Consider the following 16,890-nt stretch of genomic DNA (forward strand, 5'->3'; position numbering starts at 1 on the left):
TATGTTCGACAAAATGACCCTTTCGGTGCTGGCCAACCATGCCCGCGCAGCGGCCGAGAACATGGCCCACACTCTGCACCGCACCGCCCATTCCGCGTTCGTCAAGGAAACTCAAGACTTCACCGTCATGCTGATGGACCGCGCGGGCGATACCTTTGCTGTCCCGATGAAACTGGGGGCCACGTGGTATCCGGGCCTGACCTATGGCCGCGCAATCGAGATGGTCGAGGATTACCGCCCCGGCGATGTGGCATTTACCAACGATCCTTATTCGGGCCACGTCGCAACCCACGCGCCGGACACCCACCTGTGGAAACCGGTCTTTGCGGACGGAGAGATCGTCGCGTGGACCGGCGGACACATTCACAACACGGATATGGGCGGCGCGGTGCCGGCGTCCTTGTCCCGTTCGCTGACCGAAATCCACCAAGAGGGCATCCGCTTTCCTCCGATGAAGCTGGTCCGCGAAGGCGTCTTTGACGAGCAAATCCTGCGGATTATGGAGACGAACGTCCGCAAGCCCACGCTGAACATCGGGGACATCAAGGCGCTCGTCGGCGCGCTCAATACCGGCGAGCGCAAGGTGCAGGCGATGATCCAGCGCTTTGGCAAGGCGGGGTTCGTGAACGGCGTCGCTGCCCTGATGGATCAGGCTGAGGCGCAGGCCCGTGCTGTGCTGACCGAAATCCCCGATGGCGATTATGTCTTTGCCGATTATGCCGACGAGGACAGCGATCAGGCTAACCCGTGCCGTCTGAAGCTGACCCTGAAGATCAGGGAGGACAGTGCGGTTCTGGATTTCACAGGGTCTGATCCGCAGCTGGCGTCATCCTTGAACGTGCCAAGCGGGGGTGACCCTCGCCATACCATGTTGCTTGTGGGGGTGTATTACGTGCTCTACACCATGAATCCGAGGATTTTGCTGAACACCGGCCTGACGCGCCCCTTCACCTGCATCGCGCCCGAAGGGACCGTCTTGAACCCCGTTGCCCCGGCTGCCGTGGGGATGCGGTCACTGACCTGCGCCCGCCTGCGGTCGGTGATCTTTGGCGCGTTCTCTCAGGCCATTCCCGACAGGATGCCTGCCGCGCCTGCGGGCAACAACTGCATCGTCAATGTCATGACCCGCGACGAGCGCACCCAGAAAACCGTGATCGCCGCCGTAAATCCTGTGGTCGGCGGCGGTGGAGGGATGCCTCATCGCGACGGCACGAACGGCTCGGGTGCGGACGCGGCCTATCTGAAAAACACGCCGATCGAGATCACCGAGACCGAAGTCCCCGTGGAATTCGTCTGCTACGGGCTGGCGCAGGACAGCGGTGGGGCGGGCTATTGGCGCGGCGGGCTGGCGACCGAGATGGCGTTCCGCGTCTTTGCACCCGACACGCGGATCACGGCGCGGAACCGCGACCGGTCGTTCTTTCGCCCTTGGGGGGTGATGGGGGGCAAGGCGGCGGGCCTGTCCGACATGGTCGTGAACGCAGGGACCAAGGCCGAGCACCGGTTGGGTGCAGTGGACACCGCTATTCTAGAGCCAGGGGATGTACTGACCGTGCGTTCGGCGGGCGGTGCGGGCCGAGGGTGCCCCTTGGACCGTCCTGCCGAACGGGTCGCGCGGGATGTGGCAGGGGGCTATGTCTCCGAAGCGGCTGCGCGGGATGAGTATGGCGTCGTGCTGGTGGATGGCGCGGTGGATGTGACGGCGACAGAGGCTTTGCGGGCATCGATGCCCCGCCACACAGAGCATTTCCATTACGGTCCAGAGAGGTCAACGTACGAGCAGCAGTGGACCGATGGGGCCTATGATTTGCTGACGGATATTCTGGCGGATCTGCCCATCCATTGGCGCTTCTTTGTGAAAACCGAGGTCTTCAAGCGGATGGAAGGGCGGTCCGGCGCTGCGGGCGTGGCTGCGGCCTTTGACGAAGTGTGCGTGCGGTTCTCTGAAGTGCCCCGTCCCGCTGCCTATGCACGAGCCGCAGAATGACCGGCGGCCGCGTACACAGATTGGCAGAAAGGGACCGCGCCGTTGTCGCCTTTCATCTGGACGGAGCGCCTGTCAGTGCGTTGTCCGGTGATACAGTGCTAACGGCGATCCTGAGTCTGCGTCCCATCCTGCGGCAGGCGGAATTCGGACCCGAGGGGCGTGCCGGCTTTTGTCTGATGGGGGCCTGTCAGGACTGCTGGATCTGGCAGGAGAGGGGCTTCCGTTTGCGTGCCTGTTCCACCGAAATCCGCAGCGGGATGCGGCTACGCACCGTAGCGCCGCAGGCGTGGGACAGGCCATGACGCGGGTGCTGATCGTCGGTGCGGGCCCTGCGGGAATGCGCGCTGCAGAGATGCTGGCCACGGCGGGTATCACCCCTGTGGTTGTGGACGAGGGCGCTCGGGCCGGCGGGCAGATCTACCGCCGTCCGCCGCGTGGGTTCATAAGACGCCCCGAGGCGCTATACGGCTCTGAAGCGTCCAAAGCCGTCGCGTTGCACCAATGCTTCGACACGTTGGTGACGCAGAATAGGGTAGAGTATCGCGCGCAGACCTCTGTCTTGGGGCTGGGGGATGGGACGGCGCACCTGTCAGGACCTGCGGGGTACGAGCAGATTGGTTTTGAGCGGCTCATTCTGGCAACGGGGGCGATGGACCGTGTTGTGCCCATTGCTGGCTGGCAAACAGGCGGGGTTTACACGCTGGGGGCCATGCAGATCGCGCTCAAGGCGCAGGGCGTTGCTCTGGGGCAGCAGATTGTGCTGCTGGGAACGGGGCCTTTGCTGACTTTGCTGGCCGCGCAGTTAGTGCAGTCTGGGGCAGATGTGCGCGCGGTGCTTGATACTTCTGACATGCTCGGGCAAGTGCGCGGAGGCGTGGCGATGGCTGCGGCGCGGCCTTGGGTCACTTTGCGCGGGCTCGGAATGCGCCGCCAATTGGGGCGCCGATATCACGCGGGGATCACTCCGCTGCGTATCGAGACGGACGAGCAGGGCCCAACCGCCGTGCACTGGCGCGATGCCAAGGGGACCCAGCACGTGACGTCTTGCGATGCGGTCGGGATGGGCTGGCACCTGCGCGCTGAAACGCACCTTGCTGATCTGGCAGGCGCGCAATTTTACTGGGACAAAGATTTCGCGCAGTGGCTGCCAGAGATCGACGGATTTGGCAGGGCGCGCGCAGACCTTTATCTCGCAGGGGACGGCGCCCGTTTGCTTGGGGCCGATGCGGCTGAAATCGCAGGGCGTTTGGCGGCCATAGCGTGTCTGCGTGATATGCACCTCGCTGCCCCTGATCCGACTGCAGATTTGCGCAGGATTGATCGGATGGAGCGGTTCGCGCGGGCCATGCAGCACGCGTTCCCTTGGCCCGCTGATCTAGTGCGTCAGGCCGACGATCACACGGTCCTATGCCGCTGCGAAGGCGTGACGGCGGGCGATTTGCGACAAACCGCCGACTGGTCCGGCCCCGAAGCGAACCGTGCCAAATCGCTGGGGCGTGTCGGAATGGGACGGTGCCAAGGGCGCTACTGTCAACTGGCCGGGGCAGAGGTGATTGCGGCCAAGGCTGGAATGCGCACCGAAGATGTCGGTCGACTGCGGTCTCAAGCGCCCGTGCGGCCCGTTCCCATCAGCGCTCTGATCCAAGACAGCTCTGACTGACGGCACAATCTTCTGCGCGGTGCCCCGTGCGCCGCAGTGGATTATGCCGCGTTGCCCAAGCATTCGGCAGCATTGCCCGCGCCCACCGCGGGATTTTCAACCTGACCCCTTGCGAAAGAACTTGCGATGACACTGGCCTTTGATCCTGCGACCCTGACCTTGCCTTGCGCGCACTACATCGGCGGCGCATATGTTTCGGCGACCGAGGAGATGACCGTGACCTCACCTTCGACTGGAATGGCGGTGGGCGCGGTGCCTATGGCTGACGCGGACACAGTGGATCGGGCAGTTCAGGCAGCACGCGATGCGCTGGCGACTTCTGGTTGGGCTGGATGCGCGCCGCGGGACCGGCTGAAGGCGTTGCACAAGTGGGCCGATCTGATCGAGGCCGAGGCCAGTACTCTGGCGGGGCTTGAGGTGATCTGTTCTTCGCGTCCCTACGCCCATGCCTTGACCGGAGATGTGGCTGTCACTGCTGAACAAATCCGGTTTTGCGCTGAATTCGCAGACAAAGAAGCAGGCGCGCTCGCCCCGACCAGTGACAGCAGTTTTGGCTATATCGACGATGCGCCCTATGGGGTGATCGGGGCGATCACGCCATGGAACTTTCCGATTTCCATGGCGGGGTGGAAGCTGGGTCCGGCCTTAGCCGCAGGAAATGCTGTGGTCCTGAAACCGTCCGAGATGACGCCTTATTCCACGCTCTACATGGCGGAATTGGCCGTGCGGGCAGGCATTCCCGCAGGCCTGATCAATGTGGTGATTGGCGATGGCCCGACCACGGGGAACGCGATTACAGGGCACGGGGGCATCGATAAGGTGTCTTTTACAGGATCGACCCGCGCAGGTGCCGCGATCATGGAGAATATCGCCCGCACCGGCATCAAACCCATGACGCTGGAATTGGGGGGCAAGAGCCCGATGGTGGTCTTTGCCGACGCCGATCTGGATCTGGCGGTAGACTGTCTGGATCGCGGCATTACCCCCAATGCAGGCCAATTCTGCGTGGCCGGATCGCGCATCATCGTCGCCCGAGAGATCGCCGATGAACTAGCCGCGCGGCTGGCCGAACGGTTCGCCAAATACCGCCCCATGGATACCTTTGCCGCTGATCCGGGGTTCTGCCCGATCATCTCGGACCGCCAGCTGCAGCGGATCGATAGCATCGTGAAGGCGGGTGCGCAGCAGGGCGGAGAAATCCTGTGTGGTGGGGCACATTTCGACCATCCGGGCAGCTTCTATCAGCCGACCCTGATCGCTGGTGTCGATGCCGCAAACCCCGCCGTGACCGAGGAAATCTTTGGCCCCGTTGCGACATTCCAGACCTTCGAGACCGAAGAAGAGGCGATGCAACTTGCGGTCCATCCGACCTACGGCCTTTGCGCGGGGCTCTTTACCCGCGATCTGTCCCGCGCGCTGCGTCTGTCGCGGAAACTCGAGGCAGGGACTGTCTGGATCAACCGCTATGGCCGCAGCCGCGACCACATACTGCCCACCGGCGGATGGAAAGCCTCTGGCCTAGGCAAGGATTTGGGCCGAGAGGCCTATCACGCCAACCGCCGCACGAAATCGGTGCTGATCGACCTCTGATCAGCCAAAGGAGACTATGAATGACCCCCTACAAGATCGCTCTGATCCCCGGTGATGGCATCGGTGTGGATGTGACCCAGGCCACGATGCAGGTGCTGGACGCGGCCGCCGCCAAGTTCGGTTTCGCGTTGGAGCCGACGACGTTCCCATGGTCCTGCGAATACTATCTGGAGCATGGGGCCATGATGCCCGCCGACGGGATCGAGACGCTGAAGGACTTCGATGCGATCTATCTGGGGGCGGTCGGCTGGCCCGCGACGGTGCCCGATGCGGTATCCTTGCACGGGCTGCTGCTGCCGATCCGCAAAGCCTTTAAGCAATACGCCAACATTCGGCCCCACCGCCTGCTGAACGGTGTCGAAGGCCCGCTAAAGGCCGAAGGGTTCGACATCCTGTGTATCCGTGAGAACACTGAAGGCGAGTATTCCGGCGCCGGTGGCCGTGTCCATCAGGGGCAGGGCAACGAGGTCGCTGTTGAAACCGCCATTTTCACCCGCGAAGGGGTGGAACGGATCATCCGGTTCGGCTTTGAACAGGCGATGATGCGCCGCAAGCATCTGACATCGGTCACAAAATCCAACGCGCAGAAATTCTCGATGGTGTTCTGGGACGAGGTGACGCGCGAGGTTGCCGCCGATTGCCCCGAAGTCACCGTCAGCCACATGCATATCGACGCTATGGCCGCCAAGATGGTGATGGCCCCGCAGGATCTGGACGTGATCGTCGCCTCGAACCTCTTTGGTGATATTCTGACCGATCTTGGGGCGGCCATTCAGGGCGGGCTAGGGTTTGCGGCCTCGGCCAATATCAGCCCCGATCGCGCGCTGCCGTCCATGTTCGAACCTGTCCACGGCTCGGCCCCCGATATCGCGGGGCAGGACATCGCGAACCCGATCGCGGCGATCTGGTCGGGGGCGATGATGCTGGACCATCTGGGTCAGACCGAAGCCTCAGCCGCTGTTCTGAAAGCGATTGAGGCCGCCACGGGACAGGGCATCGGCATCCGTCCGGGCCTGAACTCTACATCCGAAATCACAGCGGCGATCCTGTCCGCGCTGGAGGCTTGAGCCATGCAGTTGAACGATCCCGATCTTTTCCGTCAGGCCGCGTTGATCAACGGTGACTGGATTGCCCGCGATGATATGCCGGTGATCAACCCCGCCACCGCCGCGCCCATGGGCCATATGCCGGACTGCACGGCCGATGAAACGACCGAAGCCATCGCCGCCGCCGAAGAGGCGATGGTCGCGTGGAAGGCCAAGACCCATCTGGAACGCGCGGACCTGCTCATGGCGTGGTACGATCTGATGCTGGAACACGCCGACGATCTGGCGATGATCCTGACCTGCGAACAGGGTAAACCGCTGGCCGAGGCCAAGGGCGAGATCCTGTACGGCGCATCCTTCGTCCGCTGGTTCGCCGAAGAGGGGCGCCGCATCAACGGACACATCATCCCGTCGCCTGTCGCGGGCAAGAAGATTTTCGCGATGAAAGAGCCCGTGGGTGTCTGCGCGATCATCACCCCTTGGAATTTTCCGAACGCCATGATCACCCGCAAGGTCGCGCCGGGCCTCGCGGCGGGCTGCACCATGGTGATCAAGCCGTCGGACTTCACGCCCTATTCGGCGCTGGCCTTGGGTGTCTTGGCCGAGCGGGCGGGCATCCCCAAGGGCGTCCTGAACATCCTGACGGGCCGCCCCGAAGTCATCGGCGCGACCCTGACTTCCAGCCCCGTGGTGCGCAAACTGTCCTTTACCGGTTCGACCCGCGTGGGGGCTCTGCTGGCGGAACAATGCGCGCCGACCCTGAAAAAGATGTCGCTGGAATTGGGCGGCAACGCGCCGTTCATCGTGTTCAACGACGCCGATCTGGACGCCGCAGTCGAGGGCGCCATGGCCTCGAAGTTCCGCAATGGGGGGCAGACCTGCGTCTGCGCCAACCGAATTCTGGTGCAGTCGGGCATTCATGATGCGTTCGTTGCGGCTCTGGCGGCCAAGGTGGATGCGTTGAAAGTCGCTGCAGGCACCGAAGAGGGCGCGATGATCGGCCCGATGATCAACGCCGCCGCCATCGACAAGATCGATGCGCATGTGGCCGATGCCATGTCAAAAGGCGCGACCAAAGCCACCGCCGAGCGCGACTTGGCCGAAGGGTTCGCGGACCCTGTGGTGCTGGTGGGCGCGACTACCGACATGCGCTTGGCGTCCGAGGAAACCTTTGGCCCCGTTGCGCCGATCTTCAAGTTCGAGACCGAGGAAGAGGCGCTGGCCATCGCAAACGGCACGCCGTTCGGCCTCGCTGCGTATTTCTATACCACAGACATGGCGCGCGCGTTCCGCGTGGGCGAGGCGTTGCAGGCGGGCCTTGTGGGCCTGAACACCGGCGCGGTCAGCCATGCCGAGGCCCCGTTCGGGGGCGTCAAATCCTCGGGCCTGGGCCGCGAGGGCGCGCAGGAGGGGATTGAGGAATACCTAGAAACCAAAGCCTTCCACTTTGGTGGGCTCTGATCCGCGTAAAGCAATAAAAAGGGCCGCCAGAATGATCCGGCGGCCCCAATGCGTTCTGATGTGAGTGGTTTATGGCCAAGGGTAATCGACGATGCTGATCCCTTTTGTCTCTAGTTCTTGGACCACCGCGCGGCGGGCGACGACGATATCGGTCATCGGCAAGGCGCGGCGGCGGGTGACCTCTTGGGTGGTGAAGTCGGGGGCCTCGGTGGTGTCAAAGGTCGCAATGACATAGTTCATGACCGACGCGATTTCGCTGTCCGACAGGGACGAGGCGATCACGCCGGGAACGTGCATCATGTAGTCACGGCCCGCCTCGGTGTTGGCGATATGGCCGACCGAGCCGGGGAATGGGGGGACGCCGCCCTCTGCGGTGCCCATGCCTTCGATCCCGTGGCAGCCTGTGCAGCGCAGGATGTAGTTGCCGCGCGCCGACATCTCGGCGGTGGCAGGGCTGGCTGTCAGGGCGATCAGCCCAAGGGCAAAGAGTCGTTTCATCGGTGCGGCTCCTTTCGGTTATTCAGCCGGACGCGCCGCCATCAGGGCGGCATTGTCCGGCAATTCCGCGCGTACGGCGGCGACGCTTTCGACAGTGGCGTCGGCTTCGGTTTCCCCGAGTTCACCCGCGACATATGTTGCGATGGCGGCCAGCTCAGCGTCCTCGATCTGGGGCAGAGGCGGCATGCGCAGGCCCGCATACATCTGGCCATCCACGGTCATAGTCCCGTGCAATCCGGCGATGACTACGGCGGCCACATAATCAGTCGGCGCGTCCATGGCCTGCCAGAAGGCAGGGCGGTTCAACGGTGGCGCAAAGCCAGGGTTTCCGGTGCCGCCCTCGGCGTGGCAGACCGCGCAGTTGTCGTTAAATAGGGTCGTTCCGTCGATCTCTTGGGCTTGCGCAGGGAGGCTGGCGCCAAGGATCAGGCAGCCCGCGACACGGGCTGCAAAATAGTTCAGATGCATCGGGTTACTCCGCAAGGCCAACCACGACCGACACGGTGCAGTGGTAGCCCTTGTCGGTGTTCGCCATGCACCAGTTGATGTCGTTATACAGGCCCATGCGGTAGCCGGGGCGCTCGCCTTCGGAGGTGTAGCAGAAGGTTGCCGAATTCACGGTCGGCTTGCCACAGCAGTCGTTGTAGCTGACCAGATAGTCCTTGCCATCATCAGGGTTCGAGCAGGTGCCGACCCAAGATACGGCCGAGACGGTCGACCCCGGAGGGCACGAGGTCAGCGAGCCGCCAGAAGCCGAGCACAGGTTGCCATCCAACGCGCAGTGGCGCCAGTAGCTGCACTCGTCCTCGGGCAGGGCTCCGGCGGCAGAGGCACGGCGGTCGAAGGGCAGGATCGGGGTCGCGACGGCGGCACCCAGCACCGACACACCTGCGCGGGCCAGAAAACTGCGGCGGCCGAATTCGCGGGCACTTGCGCGGGTGCGGGTCTCGACCACTTTGTCGAGCTTGGAGAAGAGACGGTCAAACAGACTGTTCATGTTGGTTTCCTTTGTCAGAAAATTCGGGATGGATCAGGCCGGCAGGGCAGCGGCGGCCTGAACCGAGGCGATGCCGGTTTCCGAGGCGGTAAAGAGGCTTTCGAGCTGTTCGCGGCTGTTCACGAGACCTTTGGCGCGGACTTTGCCATCGGGGCCGATCAGCACGGCAAAGGGCAGCTTGGCGACCTTGAAGGTCATCCCCAGCTCGGAACTGAGCGCGTAGGGGAAGCTTTGCAGGTTCTCGGATTCGATCAGGCGGCGGTGGATGGCCTCGCGGCCATCCGAGGCCAGAACGACGTCCAGCCAGCGGCCTTCGTCATCGCGGATAGAGCGCAGGGCGGGCAGCAGGGCCTTGCAGATCGGGCAGGTGGTGGACAAGAAGAACACCAGTTGCGCGCGTCCCTCTGGGCCGCCAAGGGGCAGTTCCGCGCCGTTCAAGTTGGGCAGGGTCAGGGCGGGTACCCGTACGCCGATGTCGGGGCCAGAGTCGCTGATCATCGCGCCCACGGGGGACACACGCTCGTACAAAATGCCGATCTGGCGGGCGAGGGCAAAGATCACCGCAATCTGCACCAGAACCGCAATCCACAGGGCGATGTTCGAAAAGATAAGAAGTTCCATGAAATTATCCTTGTGTCTTACGTCAAGTCACGGGGTCTGGCGGATGTTGGGCAGGTGCGAGGCCAGCTTTTCCACGACCGAGTAGATCGCGAAAAAGGTCAGCCCCGTGGCAATCGCCACAGCCGCGCCTGCCGGCCCCACGGTGCCCGAAGGCAGCAGCGCGACGGACAGGGCGATCAGCGCCAGCACAGCGTTCCGGCCCAGAGTCAGCCCCGACACGATCTGGGGCGCACCCCCGCAGCCGCAGTCGATCCGGTCGCGGCCCGCTCGCAGGGCCAGCGTCATCAGGACGCCGTACCCTGCGAACAGCCCCGCAGCGGCCAGAGCCGCGCCCTCCCGCGTGAGGGGCAGCAGCAACCCCAACACGATCAGCGGCTCGATGACGGCGAGAAACCGGACAATTGCGGGTGTTATGGTGTCAGGGACCAGCCCGTAGCCTTGGGCAAAGCCGACCGTTTCGGGATAGTTCTGCCATTTGTGCAGGGCTGCCCGCACCAGCACTGCGGTCAGGAAACAGACCGCCGCTGCCGAGGTATATGAACCCAGATCTGCCATGCTTATTGATCCAGCTTGATCAGGGTCGGGAAGCCGGCCAGACCTTCGAATTCACCTGCCATCTCAAAGGTGACTTCGTCGCCAAGGGTCACGTCATACTTGACCAGAGCGCCTTCTTCGCTGGCGGCAAAGATGATCGGGGCTTCGGTCTGGGTGACGGCTAGGCCATTCTCGTGGTGCGCGTGCCCACGGCCGACCACGGTTTTCGAGGTCATGTTGACGGCCCAGATTTCTTCGGCTGCGTTCTTGTGGCTGCCGTCATACTTGCCCGAATGCATCAGGACGAACGCGGTGTCAGAGGGCGCGTGATAGGCGATCAGCTCCGACCCGCTGGGGGCCCAACCGCCAAGAGTGCCTTCGGTGATCGAGAATTTGTCCAGCAGCACAGCGGATTCGCCGCTGTCATCAACCACATAGAGATTGCCGGTGAACGAGACGAACACCAGATTTTCGCCGACGCGGGTCGGGTTGCTGAAAAGTGCATCGTCATCGACGTCAAAGATCTTCTCGGAGCTTGCGGGCTCGGAATATGTGCCGTCCGCCTCGAAAGTGAAGGATTTCAGAGTGCCGTCGCCGCAGATGGTGCTAAACTTCATGCCCTCGGTCGCGGGAATGGCCAGCCAGCAGCCGGGGATCGGGATTTCGGCAATTTGCTCACCCGCCGCCAGATCGACCAGCGACAAAGAGGTCGCGGGGGTCGCGTTCTGGGCCAGCAGGTAGTCTTCGCCGCTGACAAAGGTCAGCAAGCCGGGCTGGCTTTCGACCTGTGCCATCTTGTTGGACACTTCGATCTCGCGCTTCAGCTTCAGGGTCTGGACGTCCCACTCCTGCACAACCGCGGTCAGATCGCCGAAGGTGTAGCGCTCCATGTAAACCGAGGAGGTGAACAGGGTGTCGCCCGCCGCGTTCAGGGTCATCTGGCCCACGGTGCCGGGGCCGACGTTGCCCTTCATTGTCAGTTCGTCCGAGCCCACCACGTAGACAGAACTGGGACCGGCCCAAGCCTGATCCATGACGAACACGTTGTGGCCCGGATCGATGGTTTCTTTGACGGTCAGGGTTTCGGGCTCGATGGCCTCTTGCGCAACGGCGGGCGCAGCCAGAGCCATCAAGGCCAGAGCCATGGCGGTACTGTATTTCATTCTTGGTCTCCTGTCGGTGAGTTCCCGATCAGGCTATGCCGCAGGTGCAGCACCGGACTATCCACGTTCCCCCATTAAATTTGCGCAAAAATCGAGCACTCTGCGAAAACTGTTCGTGCGGTAGAATGTAACGCTTTGACAAAAGGCGTCTTGCAGGCGCAGCAATAGAAAGAAGAATAAGACCACTCCCCTTGTTTTCAGGATATTTACATGGTTCCCGACCAAGTCTTGTGTCGCGCGCCGTCCGATCCGCAGATTTCAGAGCATAAATTTTCAAGCTTTGTGGATCAGGAAAAGGCGCTCCCAAAATTTGATCAAATTTATCGTCAACTGACCCCCGGTTGCTTTGAGGGATTCGTGAAATCCGTTGATTACGGCACGCTGACGCTGACCCACGAAGCGATGAATCAGGGACTGGAACAGCAGGTGTCAGTGAACGATGGCACGGTCGCGATCGGCTTTGTCATGGGGGCAGGGCACATGTACGACCTGTTCAAGAACGAGGTATTCAACGGACAGGTCGCTGTTTTGCCCGGCGGGCACGAACATGTCAGCTACGTGGCTGAAAAGACAGAGTTTGTGATCGCGTCGATTGCGCGAGAAGAGGTGCCGGACGACATGCTGACGGGCCGGACCTTGCCGTCCGAGGTTGCCAAGCCCGTAGGGGCATGGATTAGAGGTTTGATCGGCATGGCGGGCAGTGCGAGCGAGGCCAAGGGCCTGACGACGATGCTACCGGAGCTAGTGATGGACCGCTTGTCGCTGCTGTTCGGCTATCCAGAGGCGCGGGTTTTGCGCAATAATCACCACGACGTGGTCGTGCTGAAGCGGATCCTTGAGGCCTGCGAAGAGCTTCCAGCCGAGGAAATGACCGTCTCGCGGTTGTCGAAACACCTCAACATGTCGCGGACGGATTTGCGGACTGCTTGCCAGACGACAACCGGATTTCGTCTGGACGAGATGCTAACGTCGCGCCGCCTGAGCGATGTGTACCGCATCCTGCGCGAAGGTGAATTTGGTCAGGTCAACGTTACCCAAGCCGCGCTGGATCATGGGTTTACGCACTTTGGGCGGTTCTCTGCCGCCTATCGCCAGATGTTCGGCGAAAGGCCATCCGAGACCCTGCGCGCCTGAGCGTTGACGCCGAATGACCCATGAAATCTGCTGATTTCCGACGATACCTCGGAAATAATTTTGCTAGCGCACGCGCCCTTTGGACGCAGCGCTCTGGCTTGATTTACGCTCAGAAAGAGAGCGCGCCAGATACCGTGAAGGGGCGGGATCTGTAAGCATCGCATTCAGTGCTCGATGCGACCGGCGCTTGAAGGCGCGCTACATAGCTCCCGCACTCTGTCAACGTTTTCATGACGTTGTGCGTCAATTTTCACGCGTGAAAAGTCCGTCTTGCCACTAAAATGCGCCACGGACTGGTTGATCCTAGGCGGCAGCGGCCCTGTCCAAGTGGCCCCTACGTCACCCATTGCGGGCACAAACTTTGGCGAGCGCATTCGCATAGATTGACTGTCAAAGGGCGGGCTCATCTGCAATTCTTCTTTCTCGATAGGTGTGTTTTGTGTAAATCGGCGCACGGCTTGTTCGTTTTTGCGAATGGAGCCCCATTAAAAAAGTGAACGAGCCGGACAATGAACGCAGAGAAAACCGAAGCAGTGATCCGCACCGAGCGGGAATGGGTGCGGGTGCTTGCCAAGTATCGTGATCCCGTACTGTCCCGTAGCATCACCGAAATCGCCGTCACTCTGGGGCCGCTTCTGGCGCTTTGGGGTGTGGGCATTTGGCTGTCGAGTGTTTTGCCGATCCTGGCACTACCCGTCGCGGCGGTTGCAGGCCTGTTTCTGGTCCGCGCGTTCATTCTGCAGCACGACTGCGGGCACGGCTCATTGCTGCCCAATCGCAAGGCGCAGGACATGCTGGGCCGCATGATGGGCATTCTGACCGTCACCCCCTATGCAGTATGGCGTCAAACTCACGCGGTGCACCACTCGGCTGCGGGCCATCTGGACAAGCGCGGCATGGGAGACGTGACCACCCTGACCACCGAGGAATACCGCGCGCGCGGCTTCTGGGGGCGTCTGGGCTATCGCGCGTACCGTCATCCTCTGTTCCTGTTCGGCTTGGCGCCTGCGCTGTTGTTCCTGTTCCAGAACCGCATCCCGCTGGGTCTGATGAACGAGCGTCGCTACTGGACCAGCGCAATGGGCACCAATCTGGCGATCCTTGGTCTGCTGGCGGTGTTCTGGCTGATCGGCGGCTGGTCCGCGATCCTGCTGGTATGGCTGCCTTCTGTGGTCGTGGGCGCGACTGTGGGCGTGTGGCTGTTCTACATCCAGCACCAGTTCGAAGAGACCTGCTGGGATGACAGCACCGATTGGGATTTGCACCACGCGGCTCTGCACGGCAGCTCGCATTACATCATGCCCGGTTGGATGGCGTGGATGGTGGGCTATATCGGCATCCACCACGTGCACCACCTGTACAGCCGTATTCCGTTCTACCGTCTGCCTGAAGTTCTGCGCGACTACCCCGCGCTGGGAGAGGCGCAGCAGCTGACCATTGGCGAAAGCTTCGCCTGCGCACGCCGTCACCTGTGGGACGTGAAAACCCGTCGCCTGCTGACCTTCCGCGAATATGCGGCGCTTCTGCGCAATGAAATGGCTGTTGCCTGAGCCGCGGCTCAGAGCAACAGGTCACCTTCGGTCAATACATTGATCCGCGTGACGAGCACCGAGAAATCTGCTTGCCCGTCACCTGTCACATCCGCACTCAGCAGCATGTGACGTCCCGTATCCTCGGCCCAGACAGAGTAGGCAGCGGCGCTGTCCGACCACTTCAGAGCCTGCGATCCGGCCTTGTTCTCGTTTCCATCAATAGCTGACAGGTCGATCAGGTCCTCGCCTGCGTTGAACTGATAGAGCTTGTCCCGCTCGCGCGCTCGCGGCCCGCTGTCCTCGGTGTCGGTAAAGACAAAGGTGTCGACGTCGCTATCTCGCCCCGCATAGAGCCGATCCTGACCTTCGCCGCCGGTGATGGTATCTGCCCCAGCGTTGCCCTTTATCGTATTGTCTTGGTCAGAGCCCGTCAGGCTGTCGTCGCCGCGCCCTGCGATCACATTCTCGATCGAAATGAATCGGTCTTGCCCTTGGCCGGTGTTCTGGAACCGGATGCTCGACAGATCAATGGTCAGGTCGTCGTCGCCTTTGAAGAGGGCGGTGTCCTCTCCGATCCCGCCGGCCAGAATATCTTTGCCATCGCCGCCGATCAGGGTGTCGTCGCCCTCCAGCCCCAACAAAGTGTCCCCGCCACGTTTGCCGATCAGCCTGTCGCCCCCAGCGGTTCCATCCAGATCATCTGCCCCACGTGTGCCGCGCAGGGTTTCTCCATCACTGTTCAAAGCCGCCTCGTTTTCCCAGATGGTGATGCCGCGCTCGGACGGGTCGGACATGTCGCGCCCCAGAACCACAAAGTACCCATCGTTCTCGGTCAGGAAAGACCACTGAGCTTGTTCGCCGCCATCGCGGGTGGTGTCTGAGGCGTCCTCGTATCCGGTTTCGGTCGCGCCGGTCAGGTCGCTGACCGTGATCCCGCCGCGGTCCGCCTGATAGAGCCATTGCTCGTCCGCGCTAAACTGCACCGTCCCATAGCGCCCCGAATTGCCGATCAGATCGCCCGTTTCCGCGTCATAAATCCCGCCAGAGGAATCCGCCACATAGGCTCCATCGGGGGAAAACACCGCGTCCATCCACGCCTCTTTGCGCCAGAGTACATCTCCGGTGTCGAGGTCGATGACGGACACTTCCTTGGACTTGGTGCCCACGGCCACCTTGGTCCCGTCGGGCGAGATGTCGAGCCCGTTCACAAAGGGCCAGCCGCCGATCTCGGCCTTCCAAATCAGATCACCGGTCGCGGTGTCCAACTTGTACAGATAGTTGTCTCCTGCGCCGACCAGCACGGACTCGCCATCCTCGCAAAAGACGATCTTGCGCACCTGTCCCTGAACCAAGGTGCTGTCCCAGATCATGTTGCCTTTGCGAACGTTGTACATGGACAGATTGCCGAAACTGCCGCCCGACAAGAGCCGCGTCCCTGAGGCGTTCATCCCGATCTCTAGGCCTTCGATCGCGCGGTTGCCGGTCTGGCCATAGCTTTCCCGCCAGATTTCGCTGCCATCGGTGCCGTCCAGCACAACCAGATCGCCTGTATAGCCGCTGGGGCCTGTGTGCGGTGTGGTCAGATAGGCCACGAACGCGCCGTCTTCGGACATGGCGCCGCCCCACGCCTCCCATCCGGTGTCGTGGGTCCACAAGACATCACCGTCAAAGGTCATTTTGACTAGCGTGCTGTTTTCCTTGTGATCGGCACGTTCTTCATCCGTCGATCCGGCCCAATTCTCCTGTCCGGGGATGGCGACAAACGTCCCCTCCATTTCAGAGGCGGCCCCGCGCCAAAATCCGGTGTCCGTGTCCATCGCGGTGCCCACCGTGAACACATCCGGCGTTGCGTCCGTCTCCAACAGCGTTTCGCGGATACGCTCGTCCAGATCGGCGCCGGTGTAGACCGCGCTCTCGATCTCTTCGCCAGAGACGCGCACGAACCAATCGTCCCGCTCGGGAACATCGACAGAAAACCGCAGCTTGCCGTCATTGATCGTGCTCTCGACGCTGTACCACTGGCCATATTCTGTGCCCACCTCGACCATCACACGGTCGATCCCCGCGGGCAGCGTAAATGTCCCCGACAGGTTCTGATCGCCAGAGGGCAGGGCGGCTCCGTCCGTGTTCACAAAGGTGATCGGGACCGTCAGCGACATTGTCACGTCAGCGTCTTGCAGTAGTGACAGATCGCGCCAAGCATCCTGAGTTTTGCTGATGTAGAAGGTAAAGCTGTAGGTGGCGGTCTCGCCGACCTCTGGCGGGGTGTTGCCAAACCGTGTCTCGTAGACGCCGCTGAGCCAGTTCTGAACAATCAGGCTCTCGCCCGCGTCCAGCGTGATTAATCCGCCGTTGGGAAAGGTGGCAAAGCCTCCCGAATCCACAGGCAGGGGCCAGCCTTCTAATCCGTTGCCCTCTTCGTCCTGCACGGCGACTTGGTAGTAGAGCGTCGGGGTCGTGTCGGAGGAAGTATTCGTCAGTAGAAGTTGAGCATTCCGGTGGACCCCGTCGAGCACTGCATCAAACTCGTCTTGTGATAGATAGCTGAGGGTCAGCCCGTTCCAGTGCGTTGTCGTCATCCCCTGCTTCCTCTGACCTATTGAACAATCCTGACGAGAGTTTACGCTTCGCTCCCCACTGCGAAAGATATCAAACGGAGTGGGTCGG

The 16,890-nt window shown here is 61.9% G+C and carries 15 protein-coding genes; 8 read left to right on the forward strand and 7 right to left on the reverse strand.

Annotated features, from left to right (window positions below):
* Position 1: 1 nt before the first annotated feature.
* From BM225_RS00535 to BM225_RS00560, 6 genes are all read left to right on the forward strand, one after another.
* Entirely contained in the window at positions 2-1,987 is a 1,986-nt protein-coding gene (locus tag BM225_RS00535) for a hydantoinase B/oxoprolinase family protein (protein ID WP_072706004.1), read from the forward strand.
* Positions 1,984-2,289, forward strand: a complete 306-nt coding sequence (locus BM225_RS00540) for a (2Fe-2S)-binding protein (protein ID WP_072706005.1) — start codon at positions 1,984-1,986, stop codon at positions 2,287-2,289. The genes BM225_RS00535 and BM225_RS00540 overlap by 4 nt, the downstream gene beginning before the upstream one ends.
* Complete coding sequence (locus BM225_RS00545) at positions 2,286-3,647, forward strand: FAD/NAD(P)-dependent oxidoreductase (protein WP_072706006.1); 1,362 nt, start codon at positions 2,286-2,288, stop codon at positions 3,645-3,647. The genes BM225_RS00540 and BM225_RS00545 overlap by 4 nt, the downstream gene beginning before the upstream one ends.
* Positions 3,648-3,773: 126 nt before the next feature.
* On the forward strand, positions 3,774-5,237 hold the full coding sequence (locus BM225_RS00550) for an aldehyde dehydrogenase family protein (protein ID WP_072706007.1): 1,464 nt from the start codon (positions 3,774-3,776) through the stop codon (positions 5,235-5,237).
* Between the two features lie 20 nt (positions 5,238-5,257).
* Positions 5,258-6,304, forward strand: a complete 1,047-nt coding sequence (locus BM225_RS00555; RefSeq protein WP_072706008.1) for a tartrate dehydrogenase — start codon at positions 5,258-5,260, stop codon at positions 6,302-6,304.
* A 3-nt stretch (positions 6,305-6,307) separates the two neighbouring features.
* The gene (locus BM225_RS00560; RefSeq protein WP_072706009.1) at positions 6,308-7,744 is read left to right on the forward strand and encodes an NAD-dependent succinate-semialdehyde dehydrogenase; all 1,437 of its coding nucleotides are present in this window, start codon (positions 6,308-6,310) and stop codon (positions 7,742-7,744) included.
* A 69-nt stretch (positions 7,745-7,813) separates the two neighbouring features.
* On the opposite strand, the gene BM225_RS00565 is transcribed toward BM225_RS00560, so the two are convergent.
* The 6 genes from BM225_RS00565 to BM225_RS00590 are packed head-to-tail and all read right to left on the reverse strand — an operon-like array spanning position 7,814 to position 11,557.
* Positions 7,814-8,242 carry a c-type cytochrome gene (locus tag BM225_RS00565; protein WP_072706010.1) on the reverse strand — a complete coding sequence of 143 codons (429 nt, stop codon included), beginning with the start codon at positions 8,240-8,242 and terminating at the stop codon, positions 7,814-7,816.
* Between the two features lie 18 nt (positions 8,243-8,260).
* The gene (locus BM225_RS00570) at positions 8,261-8,710 is read right to left on the reverse strand and encodes a c-type cytochrome (protein WP_072706011.1); all 450 of its coding nucleotides are present in this window, start codon (positions 8,708-8,710) and stop codon (positions 8,261-8,263) included.
* Positions 8,711-8,714: 4 nt separating this feature from the next.
* The gene (locus BM225_RS00575) at positions 8,715-9,239 is read right to left on the reverse strand and encodes a methylamine dehydrogenase light chain (RefSeq protein ID WP_072706012.1); all 525 of its coding nucleotides are present in this window, start codon (positions 9,237-9,239) and stop codon (positions 8,715-8,717) included.
* A 33-nt stretch (positions 9,240-9,272) separates the two neighbouring features.
* Entirely contained in the window at positions 9,273-9,860 is a 588-nt protein-coding gene (mauD, locus tag BM225_RS00580; protein WP_072706013.1) for a methylamine dehydrogenase accessory protein MauD, read from the reverse strand.
* A 27-nt stretch (positions 9,861-9,887) separates the two neighbouring features.
* On the reverse strand, positions 9,888-10,415 hold the full coding sequence (locus tag BM225_RS00585; RefSeq protein WP_072706014.1) for a MauE/DoxX family redox-associated membrane protein: 528 nt from the start codon (positions 10,413-10,415) through the stop codon (positions 9,888-9,890).
* A gap of 2 nt (positions 10,416-10,417) precedes the next feature.
* On the reverse strand, positions 10,418-11,557 hold the full coding sequence (locus BM225_RS00590; protein WP_072706015.1) for an amine dehydrogenase large subunit: 1,140 nt from the start codon (positions 11,555-11,557) through the stop codon (positions 10,418-10,420).
* 357 nt (positions 11,558-11,914) lie between these two features.
* Between BM225_RS00590 and BM225_RS22260 the strand changes: the two genes are divergently transcribed.
* Together BM225_RS22260 and BM225_RS00600 are read left to right on the forward strand one after the other, a co-directional pair.
* Entirely contained in the window at positions 11,915-12,691 is a 777-nt protein-coding gene (locus BM225_RS22260) for a helix-turn-helix transcriptional regulator (RefSeq protein ID WP_177218550.1), read from the forward strand.
* Positions 12,692-13,200: 509 nt separating this feature from the next.
* Complete coding sequence (locus BM225_RS00600) at positions 13,201-14,241, forward strand: fatty acid desaturase (RefSeq protein WP_072706017.1); 1,041 nt, start codon at positions 13,201-13,203, stop codon at positions 14,239-14,241.
* Positions 14,242-14,249: 8 nt separating this feature from the next.
* Here the strand turns inward: BM225_RS00600 and BM225_RS00605 are convergent, their stop codons facing one another.
* Positions 14,250-16,802, reverse strand: a complete 2,553-nt coding sequence (locus BM225_RS00605; RefSeq protein WP_072706018.1) for an outer membrane protein assembly factor BamB family protein — start codon at positions 16,800-16,802, stop codon at positions 14,250-14,252.
* Positions 16,803-16,890: the final 88 nt, after the last annotated feature.

Origin of the sequence: Donghicola eburneus (assembly GCF_900115865.1) — a bacterium.
Taxonomy (GTDB): domain Bacteria; phylum Pseudomonadota; class Alphaproteobacteria; order Rhodobacterales; family Rhodobacteraceae; genus Donghicola; species Donghicola eburneus.